This is a genomic window from Streptomyces sp. SolWspMP-5a-2 (assembly GCF_900091845.1).
GTDB lineage: Bacteria > Actinomycetota > Actinomycetes > Streptomycetales > Streptomycetaceae > Streptomyces > Streptomyces doudnae.
The window spans coordinates 1-16,320 of sequence record NZ_FMCI01000165.1 but is presented as its reverse complement, the minus strand read 5'-3'; the positions used below and the strand labels follow the sequence as shown (position 1 = coordinate 16,320).

The 16,320-nt window shown below is 72.4% G+C and carries 15 protein-coding genes; 9 read left to right on the top strand and 6 right to left on the bottom strand.

Annotated features, from left to right (window positions below; all coding sequences use genetic code 11):
* Positions 1-77: 77 nt before the first annotated feature.
* Genes GA0115242_RS17065 through GA0115242_RS17055 form a run of 3 tightly spaced genes read left to right on the top strand, consistent with a single transcriptional unit; the run spans position 78 to position 2,004 of the window.
* Positions 78-749, top strand: coding sequence for a FadR/GntR family transcriptional regulator (locus tag GA0115242_RS17065; protein WP_093829307.1), 672 nt, complete (start codon positions 78-80; stop codon positions 747-749).
* A complete protein-coding gene (locus GA0115242_RS17060) occupies positions 749-1,084 on the top strand; it encodes an L-rhamnose mutarotase (RefSeq protein WP_093829305.1) in 336 nt (111 codons plus the stop codon). The genes GA0115242_RS17065 and GA0115242_RS17060 overlap by 1 nt, the downstream gene beginning before the upstream one ends.
* Positions 1,081-2,004 (top strand): amidohydrolase family protein, encoded by a 924-nt coding sequence (locus tag GA0115242_RS17055; RefSeq protein WP_161353173.1) that lies wholly within the window; start codon positions 1,081-1,083, stop codon positions 2,002-2,004. Before GA0115242_RS17060 ends, GA0115242_RS17055 begins: the two co-directional genes overlap by 4 nt.
* A 359-nt stretch (positions 2,005-2,363) precedes the next feature.
* On the opposite strand, the gene GA0115242_RS17050 is transcribed toward GA0115242_RS17055, so the two are convergent.
* Positions 2,364-3,302 (bottom strand): aldo/keto reductase, encoded by a 939-nt coding sequence (locus GA0115242_RS17050; protein WP_093829301.1) that lies wholly within the window; start codon positions 3,300-3,302, stop codon positions 2,364-2,366.
* Complete coding sequence (locus GA0115242_RS17045) at positions 3,299-4,597, bottom strand: enolase C-terminal domain-like protein (protein ID WP_093829299.1); 1,299 nt, start codon at positions 4,595-4,597, stop codon at positions 3,299-3,301. Before GA0115242_RS17045 ends, GA0115242_RS17050 begins: the two co-directional genes overlap by 4 nt.
* 111 nt (positions 4,598-4,708) lie before the next feature.
* Here GA0115242_RS17045 and GA0115242_RS17040 point away from each other — a divergent pair, with 111 nt between their 5' ends.
* The 6 genes from GA0115242_RS17040 (at position 4,709) to GA0115242_RS17015 (ending at position 10,848) form a co-directional block, all read left to right on the top strand.
* Positions 4,709-5,545, top strand: coding sequence for a fumarylacetoacetate hydrolase family protein (locus GA0115242_RS17040; RefSeq protein WP_093829296.1), 837 nt, complete (start codon positions 4,709-4,711; stop codon positions 5,543-5,545).
* Complete coding sequence (locus GA0115242_RS17035) at positions 5,542-6,282, top strand: SDR family NAD(P)-dependent oxidoreductase (RefSeq protein WP_093829294.1); 741 nt, start codon at positions 5,542-5,544, stop codon at positions 6,280-6,282. Before GA0115242_RS17040 ends, GA0115242_RS17035 begins: the two co-directional genes overlap by 4 nt.
* A gap of 167 nt (positions 6,283-6,449) precedes the next feature.
* The gene (locus GA0115242_RS17030; protein ID WP_093829292.1) at positions 6,450-7,673 is read left to right on the top strand and encodes an ABC transporter substrate-binding protein; all 1,224 of its coding nucleotides are present in this window, start codon (positions 6,450-6,452) and stop codon (positions 7,671-7,673) included.
* A 35-nt stretch (positions 7,674-7,708) separates the two neighbouring features.
* Positions 7,709-8,623 carry a carbohydrate ABC transporter permease gene (locus GA0115242_RS17025; RefSeq protein WP_093829290.1) on the top strand — a complete coding sequence of 305 codons (915 nt, stop codon included), beginning with the start codon at positions 7,709-7,711 and terminating at the stop codon, positions 8,621-8,623.
* Positions 8,616-9,470, top strand: a complete 855-nt coding sequence (locus tag GA0115242_RS17020) for a carbohydrate ABC transporter permease (protein WP_093829288.1) — start codon at positions 8,616-8,618, stop codon at positions 9,468-9,470. The genes GA0115242_RS17025 and GA0115242_RS17020 overlap by 8 nt, the downstream gene beginning before the upstream one ends.
* A 40-nt stretch (positions 9,471-9,510) precedes the next feature.
* Positions 9,511-10,848 (top strand): alpha-L-fucosidase, encoded by a 1,338-nt coding sequence (locus GA0115242_RS17015; protein WP_093829286.1) that lies wholly within the window; start codon positions 9,511-9,513, stop codon positions 10,846-10,848.
* A 72-nt stretch (positions 10,849-10,920) separates the two neighbouring features.
* On the opposite strand, the gene GA0115242_RS17010 is transcribed toward GA0115242_RS17015, so the two are convergent.
* From GA0115242_RS17010 to GA0115242_RS16995, 4 genes are all read right to left on the bottom strand, one after another.
* Positions 10,921-11,595 (bottom strand): hypothetical protein, encoded by a 675-nt coding sequence (locus GA0115242_RS17010; protein ID WP_093829284.1) that lies wholly within the window; start codon positions 11,593-11,595, stop codon positions 10,921-10,923.
* On the bottom strand, positions 11,592-12,818 hold the full coding sequence (locus GA0115242_RS17005) for a 2-isopropylmalate synthase (RefSeq protein WP_256089459.1): 1,227 nt from the start codon (positions 12,816-12,818) through the stop codon (positions 11,592-11,594). Before GA0115242_RS17005 ends, GA0115242_RS17010 begins: the two co-directional genes overlap by 4 nt.
* 206 nt (positions 12,819-13,024) lie before the next feature.
* The gene (locus GA0115242_RS17000; protein WP_093829282.1) at positions 13,025-14,032 is read right to left on the bottom strand and encodes an arabinan endo-1,5-alpha-L-arabinosidase; all 1,008 of its coding nucleotides are present in this window, start codon (positions 14,030-14,032) and stop codon (positions 13,025-13,027) included.
* A gap of 178 nt (positions 14,033-14,210) precedes the next feature.
* Positions 14,211-15,827, bottom strand: coding sequence for a fatty acid--CoA ligase (locus GA0115242_RS16995; protein ID WP_093829325.1), 1,617 nt, complete (start codon positions 15,825-15,827; stop codon positions 14,211-14,213).
* Positions 15,828-16,320: the final 493 nt, after the last annotated feature.

Genomic DNA, 16,320 nt, shown 5'->3' with positions numbered 1-16,320 from the left:
CGCCGACGGGGGAGGGGCGGTGGGAAGCGGTCGACCCGCCCGATCAGACATCCGATCAATTGGTCTAGAGTGGGGCCATGGCGGTCACCGATGCAGCGATTCTCAAGATCAAAGAAATGATCGTTTCGGGCGAGCTCTCGCCCGGATCCCGTCTTCCCCCGGAGAAGGAGCTGAGCGAGTCGCTCGGGCTCTCGCGCAACTCCCTGCGCGAGGCCGTGAAGGCGCTGGAGGTGATCCGCGTCCTGGACGTGCGGCGCGGCGACGGCACCTACGTGACCAGCCTCGAACCGAGGCTGCTCCTGGAGGCCATGTCGTTCGTCGTCGACCTCCACCAGGACGACTCCGTCCTGGAGGTGCTCGCCGTACGGCGGATGCTCGAACCGCAGGCCGCCGCCCTGGCCTGCCGCTCGATCACCGACCCCCAGCTCGACGAGATCGAGAAGCAGCTCGCGGACGTCGGGGCCGACGCCGACGTGGAGAGTCTCGTCGCCCACGACATCGCCTTCCACCACCTCATCGCCGAGGCGACCGGCAACGCCTACCTGACCAGCCTGCTCGACTCCCTCTCCAGCCACACCGTCCGCGCCCGCGTCTGGCGCGGCATCACCGAGGGCGGCTCCGTCGCCCGCACGATCGACGAGCACCGCAGGATCCTGGAGGCCGTGCGCCAGCGGAACGCGGAACTCGCCCAGGCACTGATGATCGCCCACGTCTCCGGCGTGGAGCACTGGCTCAGAAAGGCCCGCTGATGCGCGTCGCGCTGCACTCCGAGATCCGGGAAGGCGCCGTCGACTCCTACCGGGAGCGGCACCTGCGGATCCCCGACGACCTGGTCGCCGCGTTCGGCCGGCTCGGCATCCACGACTGGACCATCTGGCGCTCCGGACGGCGGCTGTTCCACCTCGTCGAGTGCGACGACTGGGACGCGGCCCGCGCCGCGCTGCCCCAGGAGCCCGCCGACCAGGCGTGGCAGCGCGACATCGGACGGTTCGTCGAACTCTTCCGCGACGCCGACGGCGCGGAGGGCACCGGCCCGCTCGAACAGGTCTGGGACCTCGCGGCCCAGCGGGACGGCGGACGGTGACCGCCGCGCCCGGTGCCGGGACGGCCCCCGAGGACGGCGCGGCCGCCGCCGTGGACCTGATCGACGCCCATGTGCACGTCTGGGACCCGCGCCGACTGCGCTACGACTGGCTCGCGGGCACGGCGCTTGACCGGCCGAGGCTGCCGGGCGACATCGACGACGCCGGTGGCGCGGTGCGGCGGTGGGTCTTCGTCGAGGCCGACGTCACCCCGGACCAGTCCCTCGACGAGGCCCGCTGGGTCGCCGGTCTCGACTGGCCGGGTCTCGCCGCGGCGGTCGTCGCGGTCGATCTGGAGGCACCCGACGCGGCCGGACGGATCGCGCGGGCGGCCGGGCTCCCGCTGGTGCGCGGCGTCCGCCACCTCCTCCAGGACCTGCCCCCCGAGCGGCTCGCGGCGCCCCGGCTGCGCACGGCGCTCGCCGAAGTGGCCCGCGCGGGCCTCGTCTTCGACGCCTGCGTGCGCCACACCCAGCTCGACGCCCTCGACCGCCTCCTCACCGACTCCGACGGCGGCGTCACGGTCCTCGACCACCTGGGCAAACCCCCCGTCGACCAGGGCCTCGCCTCCGACGCCGGACGGGACTGGCTGACGGCGCTGCGCCGACTCGCCCGGCACGAGCGGCTGTTCGTCAAGCTGTCGGGACTGCCCGCGGAGACCGCGGACGCACAGACCCTGCGCCGCAACGCCCCCGACCTGCTGCGTGCCGCCGTCGACCTGTTCGGCCCCGACCGCTGCCTGCTCGGCGGCGACTGGCCGGTGAGCACCGGCACCGACGGCCTGACCTCGACGAGCGCGTGGTTCGCGCTGGTCCGCGACACCGTGGGAGAACACGCCTGGCCGCAGGTAGCGGCGGCCACCGCGCGCCGGGTCTACGGCATCGACGACGGCCCGGACCACCGGGCGGCCCCCGCCGGGTAGGCGCGTGCCCGGTACCGCCGGGCGGACGCGCGAGGAGCCCAGGTGCCGCCTGTGTCCCGCGAGGGCCCGGACGCGCGCGGTCCGGGCCGCGTGCGTCCCCCGCACGAACCGGTGGTGCAGAGGCCCGCGATGCACGACCCACTGGTGCTGGGGCCTCCGGTACGCAGAGTCCCCGCAGGAACCGCTGGCGCAGAGGCCCGCGGTGTGAAAGGTCCCTGTACGAACCGGTGCTGGAGAGGCCCGCGGCGCACGCCCCACTGGTGCCGGGGCCCTCGGCGTCGCAGGTCCGCCCGATGACCGAGCGCGGACGACAAGGAGGGGCCGGTCGGAGAACCGACCGGCCCCTCCCCGTCGTGCGGTCAGGGGATCAGCCGCTCCGCGCGCAGCGCGTCCCACAGTCCGTCCGGTATCTCCGTCGTCATGTGGCGGAGGTTGGCGCGCAGCGAACTGGTGCGCGCCGTGCCGACGACGACCTGGTCGACCGCCGGGTGCCGCAGCGGGTACTGGATGGCGGCGGCGGGCAGCGGAACGCCGAAGCGGGCGCACACCTCCCGCAACCGCTCGGTGCGCTCGACCAGTTCGGGCGGCACCGCCCCGTAGTTGTAGTGCGCGGTGGCCGGAGTGTCGGAGGCGAGCAGCCCCGAGTTGAACACGGCGACCGCGAGCACCCGCACGCCGCGCTCGCGGCACAGCGGGAGGAGTTCCCTGGCGGCGGGCTGTTCCAGGAGCGTGTACCGACCGGCGATCATGACGACGTCGAGGTCGCCCTCGCGGACCGCGCGGACGGCCGCCTCCACGCTGTTGACGCCGACCCCGATCTCGTCGACGAGCCCCGCCTCCCTGAGCCGGGCCAGGGCGGGCAGCCCCTGCCGCAGTCCCTCGTCGAGGCCGTACACGTCGGGGTCGTGCAGGAACAGCGTGTCGACCCGGTCGAGCCCGAGCCGCTCCAGCGAGGCGTCCAGGCTCCGCCGGATCCCGTCGAGGCTCGGGTCCCACCGCCTGACGTGGTCGTCGGGGACGACGAACCCGTTCTCCTCGTCGGTGCCACGGCGCGGCCCGTCGTTCGGCACGATCAGGCGGCCGACCTTGGTGGACAGGCGGAAGCTCTCGCGGGGCCGCTGCGCGAGGAAGGCGCCGAGGCGCCGCTCGCTGAGCCCCAGTCCGTAGTGGGGCGCGGTGTCGTAGCTGCGGATGCCTCCGGCCCACGCCTCCTCCAGAACGGCGCGGGCGTCGTCGTCGGACACCTCGCGGTAGAGGTTGCCGATGGAGGCGGCCCCGAATCCCAGGCGGTCGGTCATACGGTGACTCCGGTCTCTGCGGTCCAGCGGTGCGCCGCGATCGACGCGGCGTGCATCTCGGTCCCGGCGCCGGGCGCGGTCGGGGCGAGGTAGCGCCCGTCGCGGACCACGGTCGGGGTGACGAAGTGTTCGTGGAGGTGGTCGACGTACTCGATCATGCGGCCCTCGACGGTCCCGGAGACGGCCACGAAGTCGAACATCGACAGGTGCTGGACCGCCTCGCACAGTCCGACGCCCCCGGCGTGCGGGCAGACCCGGGTGCCGAACTTGGCGGCCAGCAGCAGGTGCGCGATGTTCTCGTTGACACCGCCGACCCGGGCGGCGTCGATCTGGAGCACCTGCGCCGCGTCGGCCTGGAGGAACTGCTTGACCATGACGCGATTGTGGGCGTGCTCGCCGGTGGCCACGGGCACGGGGGCGATCCCGCGGGCGATGGCCGCGTGGCCGAGGACGTCGTCGGGGCTGGTCGGCTCCTCGACCCAGGCCACGTCGAACGGGGCGAGCGCGCGCACCCAGGCGATCGCGTCGGCCACGTCCCAGCGCTGGTTCGCGTCGATCGCGATGGGGAAGCCCTCGCCGCAGATCTCCCGGGCGATGCGCATACGTCGGATGTCGTCGTCGAGGTCGGCGCCCACCTTCAGCTTGATCTGGGGGAACCCGGCGCCGACGGCCTCGCGGCAGAGCCGGGCCAGCTTCTCGTCGGAGTAGCCGAGCCAGCCGGGACTCGTCGTGTACGCGGGGTACCCCTCGGCCAGCAGGATCCGCTCCCGCCCGGCCCGCCCCGGCTCGGCGCGTTGCAGGATGCCGATCGCCTCGTCCCTGGTGAGGGCGTCGGTGAGGTAGCGGAAGTCGACGAGGTCGGCGATGCGCTCGGGGGACATCCGGGCCAGCACCTGCCACAGGGGCAGTCCGGCCCGCTTGGCCTTGAGGTCCCACAGGGCGTTGAGGACCGCCCCGACGGCCATGTGCATGATGCCCTTCTCGGGCCCCAGCCAACGGAGTTGGGAGTCGTGCGCGAGCAGCCGCCAGGCCTCACCCATGTCGTCGAGCAGCGGCTCGACCTCCCGTCCGAGCAGATGGCCCTCCAGCATCTGGATGGCGGCCACCTGGACGTCGTTGCCGCGCCCGATGGTGAAGGCGAAGGCGTGGCCCTCGTGTCCGTCGGGGGCGTCGGTGCGCACCACGACGTAGGCGGCTGAGTAGTCGGGGTCCGCGTTCATGGCGTCTGAGCCGTCCAGGGACGCGGAGGTCTGGAATCGGACGTCCGCCGTGGAGACGGAAGTGATCATGGTCATGGGTCCTCCCGGGAGGCATCTAAACATCGGATCAATCTAAGGGTCAAATGGTATGGTGCCGTCGACCAGCCCCACGGACGGGCTGAGAGTTCCGATGTTCCGGAGGATCTGATGAAACTCGCACGGATCGGGGAGGCCGGCCGGGAGATACCGGTCGTCGTCGCCGGGGACCACTACCTCGACCTGTCGGCCCTCACGGACGACATCGACGGCGCCTTCCTCTCGACCTCCCTCGACCGCGTGGCCGCCGCCGTGCGCGAGGGCACGCTCCCGCGGATCGAGCGCGACGGGCAGCGGATCGGCGCCCCGATCGCCCGCCCCTCCGCGGTGATCTGCGTCGGCATGAACTACGCCGCGCACGCCGCCGAGTCGGGCGCCGAACCCCCCGAGGACCTCGTGGTGTTCTTCAAGACGCCCAACACCGTCTCCGGGCCCGACGACGACGTCGCGATCCCGCCGGGGAGCGTCAAGACCGACTGGGAGGTGGAGCTGGGCGTGGTGATCGGGCGCCGGGCGAGCTACCTCGGCTCGGCGGAGGAGGCGCTCGCGCACATCGCCGGATACACGGTGGTCAACGACCTCTCCGAGCGCGAGTGGCAGATCGAGCGGTCCGGCGGCCAGTGGAGCAAGGGCAAGTCCTTCCCCGGCTTCTCGCCCGTCGGACCCTGGCTCGTCACCGCCGACGAGGTCGACCCGGACGCCCTGCGGCTGCGCAGCCGGGTGAACGGCGAGCCCCGGCAGGACTCCAGCACCGCCGACATGATCTTCGGCGTCGCCGAGATCGTCCTGCGGCTGAGCCGGTTCCTGGTCCTCGAACCCGGTGACCTGATCATGACCGGCACGCCCGAGGGGGTCGCCCTCTCGGGCCGCTTCCCCTACCTGGCCGCCGGCGACGTCGTCGAGGTCGAGATCGACGGGCTCGGCCGCCAGCGGCAGGTGACCCGATGACCGGCTTCGAGAACGTCAGGGCGCTGGTCACCGGCGGCGCGTCGGGCATCGGGGCGGCGATCGTCGCCCGCCTGCGCGAGGAGGGCGCGCGGGTCGCGGTGCTCGACCTGAACCCGCCCGAGGGGGAGCCCGACGCCTACCGGGCCGACGTCGGACGGGACGACGAGGTGCGCGCGGCGGTGGCGGCGGTCGCCGAGGCGTTCGGCGGGATCGACGTCGTCGTCAACAACGCGGGGATCGGCGCCCAGGGGACGGTGGCCGACAACTCCGACGAGGAGTGGCACCGCGTCCTGGACGTCAACGTGCTCGGCGCCGTCCGGGTCAGCCGGGCCGCGCTGCCCTGGCTGCGCCGGTCCGACTGCGCGGCGATCGTGAACATGTGCTCGATCGCGGCGAGCGCGGGCCTCCCGCAGCGCGCCCTGTACGGCGCGAGCAAGGGGGCGCTCCACTCGCTGACGCTCCAGATGGCGGCCGACCACGTCCGCGAGGGGATCCGGGTGAACGCGGTCAGCCCCGGCACCGCGGCCACCCCCTGGGTGACCCGGCTGCTCGACTCCGCGCCCGACCCGGCGGCCGAGCGCGCCGCCCTGGACGCCCGGCAGCCGCACGGGCGCCTGGTCGAGGCGGCGGAGGTCGCCGACGCGGTGGCCTATCTGGCCAGTCCGCGCGCGGGCTCGACGACCGGGACGGTCGTGGAGGTCGACGGCGGGATGTCGGGGCTGCGGGTGCGTTCCTGACCTCATCCGTGAGCCCCCGCACCATCTATCCGATGTCTGCGTGGGTTACGGGGAGATATCGAAGGATTACGCGGCCGTTGACACGATAAACATCGGATGATTGTATCGCTGATGCCTGGTCCCGGAGTACCCCAGCCACCAGGCCGAATGAAATCAAAGGTGATGACATGAGAGTACGGACTGCGGCCGTCGCCGCCGCGGGTGTGGGGGCGCTGCTCCTCACGGCCTGCTCCGGCGGCCAGAGCTCGGGCAGCAGTGACACCCTCACCTGGTCGATGTGGATCGGCTCGTCGGACGACCAGAAGGTCTGGGACGGCGTGGGAGACACGGGCGCCGAGGCGTCCGGCAAGAAGGTGTCCCTCCAGGGTTCGCCGTTCGCCGACTACTGGACCAAGATCTCCACCCAGCTGGGCACCTCGGCGGCGCCCTGCATCGTCACGATGCAGAGCCTGCGCGTCAACCAGTTCACCGACGGCCTGCTGCCGCTCGACGACCTGGTCAAGTCGACCGGCTTCGACACCGCCGCCTTCGACAAGGGCGGCATGAAGGCCCTCTCCGTGGACGGCAAGCAGTACGCGATCCCCTACGACACCGGCCCGTTGCTCCTCTTCTACAACAAGGACGCCTTCGACAAGGCCGGTGTGGCCGCCCCGCGGCCGGGCTGGACCGTCGACGACTTCGAGGCCGCCGCCACCGCCCTGAAGAAGAAGGGACAGGTCGCCCTCGCGACCTCGGTCGAGGACATCTTCCTTGAAGGAACGATTCTCTCGATCAACGGCGGCACGATGATCGACGGATCGGGCAAGGTCGACCTCGGCGACCCGAAGACCGCCGAGGCCGTCGACTGGATCGCGGGCCTGGTCAAGGACGGCACCGCGACCCGGGCCGACGGGGCCGACGCCAGCGCCGACGACAACGCCTTCATCAACGGCACCGCCGCCACCGTCGTGGGCGGCCCGTGGAACTCCCTCGACTTCAAGGCGAAGGCCAAGTTCGAGGTCGGCGTCACGACCATCCCCTCGCCCCAGGGCGCCCAGAAGACCTACTCGGCGGGCAGCGGGTTCGGCGTCTCCAAGACCTGCTCCGACCCCGAGGGCGCCTTCAAGGCCATCACCGCGATGACCTCGGAGAAGACCCTCACCTCGCTCGCCAAGGACGGCCGCGCCTTCCCGGCCCGCACCGCGGCGCAGTCCGCCTGGTACGAGAACGCCGGCATCGACGGCGCCGAGGAGACCCTGAAGAGCGCGCTCGCCAGCGCCGTACCGCTGCCCGGCAGCGCCGACGGCGACAAGCTCAGCCAGCTCCTCAGCCAGTACGGACCGCAGATGGTGAACGGACAGAAGCCGGCCAAGGACGTCCTGGCGGAGATCTCCCGCCACCTCGGAAAGTAGCCGGACCCGCCATGACACATCTCCCCGCACACGAGATGACTGCCACCGCCGCGCCGAAGGGCCGCCGCTCCGGCGGCCCCCGGCGCGACCGGTCCGGGGTGTGGGGCGTCGGATTCGTCGCACCGCACGCCGTCGGGCTCGCGCTGTTCACCCTCGTCCCCATCGGCATCGCCCTGGCCATGAGCCTGCACGACTGGCCCATGATCGGCACGCCGTCGTGGACCGGCTTCGCCAACTACAGCTCGCTGTTCGGTGATCCGACCTTTCGCACGGCCCTGACGAACACCGTCCTCTTCGTCGTCCTGTACGTGCCGCTCAACCTCGTGGTCTCGCTCGGCATGGCAGCCTGGCTCTCCCCGAAGATCAGACACCGCCAGATCTTCCGGGTCATCTTCTTCCTGCCCACCGTCACCCCGATCGTCGCCAACGCGGTCGTGTGGCGGATGCTCTACCAGCCGGGCGGTGCCATCGACGCGACGGCCCGATCGTTCTTCGGCATCGAGATGCCCGACTTCCTCGCCGACCCGCACTGGGCGATGATCGCCATCGTCGTCATGAGCGTCTGGCAGGGCTTCGGCTACAACATGATCGTCTTCTCCTCCGCGCTCGACTCCGTGCCCGAGAGCCAGCTCGAAGCCGCCTCGCTGGACGGCGCGAACGCCTGGACCGCCTTCTGGCGGATCAAACTCCCGCTGATCTCACCCTCGTTGTTCTTCGCGACGACGATGACCCTGATCACCGCGTTCCAGGTGTTCGTCCAGCCGTACATCATGACGCGCGGCGGCCCCGGCGACTCCACGGTCACCCTCGTGCAGTTCATCTACAACCAGGGCTTCACCTTCCAGAAGCTCGGACTCGCCTCGGCGGCGGCCTGGATCCTCTTCGTCATCATCCTCGGCGTCACCGCCGTGCAGTTCCTCGGGCAGAAGAAGTGGGTGCACTATGAGTGACGCCGCCGTCCGCGCGCGGGGCCCGCGCAGTCTCCGCTCGGCGATCGGCTACGCCCTGCTCGTCCTCGTCGCCCTGCTCTTCATGTCCCCGCTGATCTTCATGGTCGGCACCTCGCTGAAGGCGCCCTCGGAGATCTTCTCCACCCCGCCGTCCCTCTTCGGCGCCAGCCTCCAGTGGGGCAACTACTCCGAGGTCTTCTCCTACGCGCCGTTCGCCCGCTACCTCGTCAACGGCGTCGTCGTCGCGACCACCGGCACCCTCATCACCCTCGCGGTGTCGGCCCTGTCCGGATACGCCTTCTCCCGGCTGCGCTGGCGCGGACGCACCGCCACCTTCACGGTCTTCCTCGCGACGATGATGCTGCCCCAGGAAGTCGTCATCGTGCCCGCGTTCGTCCTCATGCGCGAACTGGGCTGGGTCAACACCTACCAGGCGCTCATCGTGCCCTGGGCGTTCACCGCGCTCGGCGCGTTCCTGCTGCGCCAGTTCTTCATGACCGTCCCGCAGGAGCTGGAGGACGCCTCCCGCATCGACGGCCTGGGACAGCTCGGCACCTTCTTCCGCATCATGCTCCCGCTGGCCCGGCCCACCCTCGCCGTGCTCGCGGTCTTCACCTTCATCACCTACTGGAACTCGTTCCTGTGGCCCCTGGTGATCGTCAACGACGTCTCCACCCTCGGCACCATCCCGCTCGGCCTCCAGCAGTTCTTCGGCCAGCAGGGCACCCAGTGGCACCTCATCATGGCCGCCTCCGTCGTCTCCATGCTGCCGTCCACCGTGCTGCTCATCGCCCTCCAGCGCTACCTCGTACGCGGCATCGTCACCTCGGGCCTCGGCGGCCGCTGAGACCCGGGCGACGCCCCACCCCGGAAAGGACCACCCCGGCATGGCCATGTTCAAGAACGCACCCCAGCGACCCGAGCAGTACCGGCAGTTCGAGCGCGAGACCCCGGCCTGGTTCCAGGACGCCAAGCTCGGCATCTTCGTCCACTGGGGCCCGTACTCGGTCCCGGCCTGGGGCGAGCCCATCGGGGCGCTCGGCACCATCGACGAGGAGGAGTGGTTCAAGCACAACCCCTACGCCGAGTGGTACTACAACACCATCCGCATCGAGGGCAGCCCGGCCCGCCGGCACCACGAGGAGACCTACGGCGGCGCCGACTACGACGCGTTCCTCGACCAGTGGAAGGCCGAGAACTTCGACGCCGACGCCTTCATGGACCTCGTCGCCGCCACCGGCGCCCGCTACTTCGTGCCCACCACCAAGCACCACGACGGCGTCGCCCTCTGGGACGCCCCCGGCACCGGCGACCGCAACACCGTGCGCCGCGGGCCCGAGCGCGACCTGATCGGCGCGTTCCGCGACGCGGCCGAACGCCGGGGCGTGCGCTTCGGCGTCTACTACTCCGGCGGCCTCGACTGGCACTTCAGCCAGACCCCGCCGATCGTCCGCCACATCGACGACGAGCTGCGCCCGCGCGACAGGGCCTACGCCGACTACGCGTTCGACCACGTCGCCGACCTCATCGAGAAGTACCGTCCCGAGCTGCTCTGGGGCGACATCGAGTACCCGGACGCGGGCAAGGCCGAGGGCGGCAAGAGCCTCGTCGAGCTGTTCCGCCGGTTCTACGCGGCCCGCCCCGAGGGCGTCGCCAACGACCGCTGGGGCGAGACCCACTGGGACTTCCGCACCAGCGAGTACGAGCAGGGCCGCGACAGCGAGGGTGACGACGCCTGGGAGAACTGCCGGGGCGTCGGCTTCTCCTTCGGCCACAACAGGCTGGAGGACGAGTCGAACTCGCTCAGCGGCGAGGGCGCCGTCCGCCACTTCCTGGACGTCGTCTCGCGCGGCGGCAACCTGCTGCTGAACGTCGGCCTCACCGCCTCCGGCGAGGTCACCCCGCTCCAGCGCCGGACCCTGGAGGAACTCGGCGCGTGGAACCGCGCGCACGGGGACGCCGTCTTCGGCAGCCGACCGCTGGACGCGGACCTCGCCCGCCCGTCCGACGAGCCCTGGGTGCGCTGGACCCGCACCGGCCGCACCGCCCACGCGTTCGTCGACGCCCCGGCCGGCACCCGCGTGACCCTCGACGCGAACGCCGACCACCTGGACCTCGCCGCCGCGACGGGCGCCCCCATCGAGACCGCCGACGGCACCCTCGTCGTGACACTCCCCGAACGAGCCGTCGCGGGCCCCGCCCGCGTGGACGTCCCGCTGCGCTGACCCGGCCGACGGACCCGGGCCCCGCCGCCGGACGACCGGGGGCGGCGGGGCCCGCCGTCCCTCGTCACTCAGTCACCCCGTCGCCTCCCGGGCCCGTCCCCGGAGGCGACGGAGGTAGTCGGCGGGGTCGGGGTGGTCGTGGTTCTGGGCGCCGTCGCGGTGGAGGTCGAGGCCGCCGTCCCGGCGCAGGCGGACCGTGGTCGTGGCCCGGCGCTCGGTCGCCGGGGCCTCGGTGGCGGGCGGCGCGAGGACGGCCACCTCGGCCGGGAACGCCGCCAGCGCGTCGGCCGTGGTCGCCACGGGGGAGCACCCCGTGCGGTTGGCGCTGCTGACGTACAGCACCGGATGGCGGTCGAGCAGCGGACGCAGCGGCTCCCAGCGGGCGCCGAACAGCAGCATCCAGGAGTCCTTGACCGCCGGGGCCGTCCACGCCGGGACCTCGGTGTCCGTGCGCACCGGGACGAGGACGGTGAGATGCTCCGCGGCCAGCAGCCACCGCGCCAGCGCCCGGTCGTCAGGCGCCAGGTCCCAGACCCCGTCGAGGTCGCGCACCGTCCCGGGGTGATGGGCCCACAGGGCGACCGGCTGTCCGGCGGGGCGCCCCTTGGCCGCGTTCACGGTCGGGGCGCCGCGGGCGGCGACGACATGGGTGAGCGGCGCCGGATTGGGCAGCACCACAGCCCCGCCGTCACCCAGTGCCGACGCCGCCCGCTCCAGGGACACCGGCGCGCGCTCCGTCCCGGTCACCGGGCGGTCCCGGAGACCTGGGTGAGACCGTCGAGGTAGGCGCCGAAGTCGGCGTCGTCGACGACCGCCGTGCCGGTGCGGTACGCGCGAGTCTTGGCCCAGGCCATCGCCGCACCGGCCTGCTCGCGGTCCAGGCGGTGCCCGAGGCGGGCGGCGACGGCGGTGACCACGCGGGCGCTGGCCAGGTGGGTGAGCCGTACCTCCGGTTCGATGCCCAGCACCTCGGCCGGGTCGTACGGCTGGAACAGCTGGGGGTGGACGAACGGGGTGCCGGTGGAGATCGTGCCCACGCCGGTGCCGACGATCGGGGTCGTCACGGTCGGCGCCACCCCCGTCTCCTCGGCCACCGCGCGGGCGATGCCGGGCAGCCGTCGCAGATCGGGGGCGGTCCACCAGGGGACGGCGTCGGCGCCCAGGAGTTCCGCGTGGTGGCGGGCGAGCAGGAACAGCACCTGCTCGGTGGCGACCATGCCGGACCGCTCGGCGATGCCCAGCCAGGACGCGGAGACCACCCGCACCCCGCAGGCCAGCGCCCGCAGGGTGTTCGCGAGGCCGAGCCCCAGGTCGTTGTGGAGGTGGGAGGCGAGCACCACGTCCGCGCCCGCCGCCTCGCCCACCGCGGTGAACATCTCCGCGCAGGCGTGCGGCAGTTGACCGCCGACGGTGTCGGCCGGCACCACCAGGCCCGCGCCCGCGTCCGTCATGGCCCGCGCCGCGTCGCCGGTCCGCCGGTGGTCGGCGCGGGAGGCGTCGGCGAGGCAGACGTCCACGGCGACCGAATCGTCCAGGTCGCGGGCGATCTTCACCAGGCCGGTGCCGTCCCGCAGGGCCCCCGCGGCATCCTGGTGGGTCATCACCCGCGCCATCGCATCCGAGGCGGGCACCACCACCATGACCCGGGCGTCGCGGCTGCCGCGCACGGAGGCGACGGCCTGCTCCACGTCCCGGCGGGTGCCCCGGCACACCGCCGCCACGCTGACCGCGCCCTCGGCCTCCACGGCGACCCGGCGCACCGCGTCGAACTCCTCGGCGCACACGGCGGGGAACCCGGCCGCGAACACCACGTGCCGGGGCCCGTCCGCGCCGAAGACCCGGCCCGTCTCGCGGGCGAGCCGCACCCGGAACTCCGGTGTCATCAGCGTCCTGGCCTGGGCGCCGTCCCGCGCCGACTCCTCCCACAGCACCACGCGTCCGGCCAGCGCCGACTCCCGCACCACGTCCACCAGAGGCTCCCTCGGTCCCCGGGCCCGCCCCCGCCGCGCCGGTGGGCCGGTCGCCCTGTCGGCGAAACGATCCCGCATCCGCATGGGGCGGCACTGCGGTGCGATAAAAAGATCACCCGAACGGGGGACGTGATCACCGTCGCCCGCCTGTCGTGCGAGCCGGAGGGGATCGCACGACGGGCGGGCGGGCCGGGGGAGGGGCCGCGTCAGTAGGCGACGGGCCAACCGGTGCTCCAGTCGAGGAGGTTGATCCCGAGCTTCGGGGTGCCGTTGTCCTGGCCGTCGTAGTAGTGGTAGACGATCAGGTCGCCGTCGGTGTCCGCCATGATGGACTGGCCCCCGGGCCCGATGTACCGGCCGTGCGTCTCCAGGACGGGCGTGCCGCCGTTGTTCGTCAGGGCGACGCCGCTCTTGTCGTAGTACGGGCCGGTCACGGCGGTGGCCCGGCCGACCTTGACCTTGTAGGTGGAGCTGGTGCCCGCGCAGCAGGTGTCGTACGAGGCGAACAGGTAGTAGTAGCCGCCCCGTTTGACGACGAACGGCGCCTCGACGGCCTTGGTGCCGGTCGGCCGGGACGCGATCGAGTACCGCGTGGTGTTCGACGCGAGCTGCTTGCCGGTCGACGGGTCGATCTGGATCATCTTCAGGCCGGTCCACCAACTGCCGAACGACAGCCACCACTTGCCGTCGCCGTCCACGAAGAGGTTCGGGTCGATGGCGTTGTAGTCGCTCGCGGTGGTGGAGGTGTAGACGGTCCCGTAGTCGCTCCACGAACCGGGCAGCCCGGTCGCCGAACCGGCGAGCCCGATGGCCGACTTGTTGGAGCCGAAGGTCGAGACGGCGTAGTACATGAGGTACTTGCCGCCCTGGTACGAGATGTCGGGCGCCCACGCCTCGGTCGCGTACGACGACCACCAGCCGGGCTTGGCGGAGAAGGCGTCGGCGCCCGCGCTGAAGGCGATCCGGTCGGTGGACGTCCGGTAGCCGAGGCCGCCGCCGGTGGCGTACAGCAGGTACCGGCCGGACGAGGTTCGGATCATCGTGGGGTCGTGGACCACCGTCGAACCGGTGACCGTGCCCGGGTTCGGGTACGCGGAGGCGGTGGTGGGGACGAGGGCGAGCAGGAGCGCGGCGGGCAGCGCGAGCAGCGTCGTACGGCGGCGGAGGGCTCGGACGGCGCTGCTGCGGGGGGACGTGCCGGAGGTGCGGCTCACGCGGATCCTCCTGGTGGGGGAGTGACGGGGAAGCCGATCGGTTCGACATCCCGAACGTTGACCTTGTCTTCGAACGGGACCGTAGAATCGAACACCGTGCGCGTCAACGGGTGCGGCAGCGCCGGGGCGGCGGAGGACGCGGCTCCCCGCCGTCAGGGGAGCCGCTCCGCCCCCGTGCTCACCGCCCCGCCGTCACCTCGGCTCCGCCGGCCGCCCGGTCGAGGCGCGCCGACAGCTCCTCCCGCACCGACCGGCGCAGGATCTTGCCCGAGGGGTTGTGCGGGAGCGACGGCACGAAGTGGTAGGCGGCCGGGGTCTTGTAGTCGGCCAGCCGGCCGCGCAGCGACAGCAGCAGATCGCGCGGCGTCGCCGTGGCGCCGGGGCGCAGCACGACACAGGCGTGCACCGCCTCGCCCCAGCGCGGATGCGGCAGCCCGACGACGGCGGACTCCTCCACCGCCGGGTGCGCGGCCAGCGCCTTCTCGACCTCCGCGGGGTAGATGTTCTGCCCCGCGACGATGATCGTGTCGTTCATCCGGTCGCAGAGGTGCAGATAGCCGTCGTCGTCGAGGTACCCGGCGTCGCCCATGTGCACCCACTCGCCGACCAGGGTCCGGCCGGTGGCCTCGGGCAGGTTCCAGTACCCCAGCATCCGCGAGGGCGCGCGGACGCAGACCTCGCCGATGGTGCCGGGCGCCACCTCGGCGCCGTCCGGGCCGATCACCTTCACCTCGTTGCCGGGGCACGGCAGGCCGACCGTGCGCAGCAGCGCGCCGTCGCCCCGGTGGTGGTCCTCCGGGGGCAGGCACACGGCGACGCTGCCGGTCTCGGTGCTGGCGTAGATCTGCGCGAACTCGCAGCCGAACATCTCCAGGCAGCGCTTCAGCAGCGTCTCGGACATCGGCGCGGCCCCGTACGCGATCTTGCGCAGGGAGGTGAACGCGGCCGGTTCCGCCGTCCGTTCGCCCAGCATGGCCTGGAGCATCGCCGGTGCCGCGAAGGTCGTGGTGACCCTGCGGGCCCGGATCAGCCGCACCGCCTCCTGCGGGTCGAACTGCGGCATGACCACGCTGGTGCCACCGGCGTTGAAGGTGTGCATGAACCAGCCGATGCCCGCGATGCCGAAGCCGGGCAGCGAGATGAGCGCGACGTCGTCGGGCAGCCAGTCGATCCACGCCACGCCGCGCTCGCGCATCGCGTGCGGCAGGGTGAAGAAGCTCCGGTGGGCCAGCACGGCGCCCTTGGGCATGCCGGTGGTGCCGCTGGTGTAGATCTGCACGGCGGGGTCGTCGGGCCCGGTGTCCGGCTGGTGGTCGGTGTCCGGGTGGCCCGCGCTCCAGGCGAGGAGCCCGGCGCCGGGCTCGGGGGCCGCGGCGTCGCCGCCGTCCACCGGGACGGTCCCGCGCAGTCCCGGGAGGCGGCCGCGCACCTCGTCGCCGCGCTCGCGGAAGGCGGCGCCGACGAAGAGGAGCACCGCACCGGAGTCGCGCAGGATGTGGTCGACCTCGGGCGGGGTGAGCCGCCAGTTGACCGGCACGAGGACCGCCCCGACCTTCACGCAGGCCAGGATCACCAGGTAGTAGTACTCGGACTCGTGGCCGAGGTAGGCGACCCGGTCGCCGCGCCGCACCCCGGCGGCGCGCAGCGCCCACGCCGCCCGGTTGCTCTCCCGGTGCAGCGTCAGGTAGTCGACGGTGCGGTCGTCGCAGACGATCGCCGGGTGGTGCGGACGGGCACCGGCGTGGTCGCGGGAGGTGCGGTGGAGCGTCCAACTCCCCTTGTCGATGACTGGAATGGGTCCTGTCCTTCCTCTGTGCGGGCCGTTCCGGTGGAGCCGTCGCGCCGGTGGCGCGTCAATTCCACAGGCCCCGGGCGCATTTCCCCGGACGCTCCGGCGGTGGTCGGTGAACCGGTGCTCGACTGCTAGGAGTTCACGCGCCGGGCGGCGCCGCCGCGCACTTCGGTTGCCGGATTCACCGCCGATGGAAACAGGGCCCGCTGACACCGTGCTGACGAGGTCAGAGCGGTGACCGGTCAGGTGGGCGTCAGGGGAGAGTCAGCCCGGACTGCCACGATCGGTTCGATTCGAGAAAGATATCGCCCCGTACACCCAAATCCTGGACCAGGCCCCTTCTTTCCCGTCGCGGAATTCACGGCACGTCCCCGGGGGATTCACCACGGATTCCCTCGTCGCAGCCACCGGGGATTCCCCGTGCGGCCGCGCGGGGAGAGCGCCGTACGGCCGCAGCCCGGCGCGGTCACCGGGCCCGGCCGCCGGACGCGCTCCG